This is a genomic window from Pseudoalteromonas sp. APC 3355 (genome assembly GCF_030407615.1).
Lineage (GTDB): Bacteria > Pseudomonadota > Gammaproteobacteria > Enterobacterales > Alteromonadaceae > Pseudoalteromonas > Pseudoalteromonas distincta.
Genome location: NZ_JASDDB010000029.1, coordinates 1 through 2,383 on the forward strand (window position 1 = coordinate 1; position 2,383 = coordinate 2,383).

Genomic DNA, 2,383 nt, shown 5'->3' on the forward strand with positions numbered 1-2,383 from the left:
GTAAGCGTATAGCTAACGACACCTAGCCTTGCTTAATATTCCAAGGTAATAGCGGTTCAAGGTCACCGGGCTGCTCAGCAAGGTGCTGTAAGCACGTTGATATGTAGTCATGCACTACAAGATCATTTGCCTTTGCGGTTTCAACAAGGCTATAGAGTATGGCGCTGGCATGCGCGCCATTGCAGGTATTTGAGAACAACCAGTTTTTCCGCCCTATTACGAACGGTTTTATGGCTCGCTCTGCTCGGTTATTATCAATATTGAGCCTGCCATCATCGAGGTAACGCCTGAATTTCTCAAACTGGTTTATCGCATAGGTAATTGCTTTACCTAGCGCCATTTGGGGAGGGATTTTATCTTTGTGTTTGAGTAACCATTGATACAATTCATCAACGATTGGTTTGGCTTTTTGCTGCCTAACGGTGAATTTTTCACTGACCGATTTACCTTTGATGGCTTGCTCAATACCATAGAGTTTGCGAATAAGGTTAAGTGCTACATCCGCTTTAACGGTTTTTTTATTATTGCCTTTGGCCTCGATGAACTTACGGCGTATATGGGCTAGACATGCAACCAGTGTTGCCTTCGTTTGCTCGTATGCTTTGTAGCCGTCAACGTGCATGTAGCCTTGATAACCGTCAAGAAAATCAACCACACAGTGGGCCGCGCGACTATTATGATAATCAAACAAGACAATATTAGTGCCTTTACCCGGCTTATCATCGCCACAACAATACAGCCACATATAGCTGGTCGCTTTCTCTGCGTTAATAACGTTTAACGAGGTTTCATCGCCATGAATAACCGCTTGAGATAACAAGATTTCTTTTAAGCGCTGATAGAGCGGTGACAACAATTCAGCACAGCGTAACATCCAGCTCGACATGGTTTGCCTGCTCAACTCAATACCGATATCAGAAAATAACGTTTCTTGGCGATAAAGCGGCAAGCCAAACTGGTATTTACACATGATTATTTGGCTCAGTAAACTGGGCGTAGCGATACTTTTTGGAATAGGTGTTGCGGGCATTTTTGCCGTTTTCACTACACTTTCAATCCCTTCTCGCTCACAGTGACGGCACGTATATTTAGGGCGAATGGTTTTGATTACTTTGATATGCGCTGGCACAAATTCGAGTGTTTCACTGCTGCTTTCACCCATTTTGTGAAGTGGGCTTTGACAGCAATCACATACTTTTTCATCCTCATCAAGGTCAACAACCACCTCGACTCGTGGTAACTGTGCTGGCAGTGGGCGGCGTTTCGGTTTGGCTTTTTCTGTCTTTACTGAAGCCGATGTAGCCAATAGCGCTTTATCATGTTCATCAAGAATGTCTTCTGCTTCATTAAAGAGCTCTCCAGCACCCGGCATCTTTTCAGATTTCTTGGCGTACTCTTTGGCTAGTTTCGCGTTATAAGCTTGTAGCAATTCGTGAATTTGCGCGTCTTTTTCAGCTAACTTTTCATCCATGTACTGTTGCAACTCAAGCACCATGCGCTTGAGTTGTTCTGGGTCGTCAGGAAGTGAGTGTGCATCAATTTTCATGCGTAAATCTTAACAGTTTGCCACGTTACTTGCTTGTTTGCAGTGCAGATAATTACTGGGCAGTGGCAACGATCATTTACTGTTAATGTGATCAATTAGATCTATATTTATAGCATTGATTTATACTGCAATTCTTCATGGCCAAGTACATCATACCCAGACAATAACCACTCCAATTGTTGAGCGCTGAGTTCAAATTCTTGCAGACTGACTTTGCTTGGCCATTTGAACTTTTGTTTTTCTAACCGCTTGTACCACAAAGCAAACCCCGTTTTATCCCAGTAAACCAGCTTGAGTTTATCTTTCGATTTATTGCAGAACAAAAATAATGCGCCAGTATAAGCGTCACGTTCAAGCTCGCTTTCAACGAGTGCGACCAGACCATCAATGGATTTTCGAAAATCCACGGCGTCACGATGCAAGTAAATATGCGCGGGTTCAATAAACATTTTCATAAGGCAAGCTCACGTAACAATTGACTTAAATAAGCGACAGGCATTGTGGGTGGTAAGCTAATTTTCACGCTGCCGATAGTAACCATAATCAGCTGTTGCTGTTGCTGTTCGGTGGGGGCGACGTGTTTAGTGACTTTTGCTTGAACAAAACGACTGGATTCAGTATTAAGTTTACTTCGTGCCGCATAAAAGCTTGTTTTAGATAAAGCATGTTGATGGCAAAACTCAGTAATAGTTAAATCGCTGGCTTGTTGTTCTTCGATAATGTTACGCCACTGCTCAAGGCTACGTGTTTTTCTCATGGCTATCTCCTAATTGAAATTAAGAAATAGCTTAATCGGTTTGATGAGCTATTGGCAGGTGCACTTTGCTAGACGCTTAC

At 42.8% G+C, this 2,383-nt stretch carries 3 protein-coding genes; all 3 read right to left on the reverse strand.

Features of this window, described 5'->3' with window-relative positions:
* Positions 1 to 22: 22 nt before the first annotated feature.
* The 3 genes from QMA08_RS20265 to QMA08_RS20275 all read right to left on the reverse strand — a co-directional run bounded on the left by QMA08_RS20265 (position 23) and on the right by QMA08_RS20275 (position 2,303).
* Complete coding sequence (locus QMA08_RS20265) at positions 23 to 1,546, reverse strand: IS66 family transposase (RefSeq protein ID WP_290175333.1); 1,524 nt, start codon at positions 1,544 to 1,546, stop codon at positions 23 to 25.
* A 107-nt stretch (positions 1,547 to 1,653) separates the two neighbouring features.
* Positions 1,654 to 2,001: an IS66 family insertion sequence element accessory protein TnpB gene (gene tnpB / locus QMA08_RS20270; protein ID WP_290175334.1), complete on the reverse strand. Its 348-nt coding sequence runs from the start codon at positions 1,999 to 2,001 to the stop codon at positions 1,654 to 1,656.
* A complete protein-coding gene (locus QMA08_RS20275; protein ID WP_290175335.1) occupies positions 1,998 to 2,303 on the reverse strand; it encodes an IS66 family insertion sequence element accessory protein TnpB in 306 nt (101 codons plus the stop codon). Before QMA08_RS20275 ends, tnpB begins: the two co-directional genes overlap by 4 nt.
* Positions 2,304 to 2,383 lie beyond the last annotated feature (80 nt).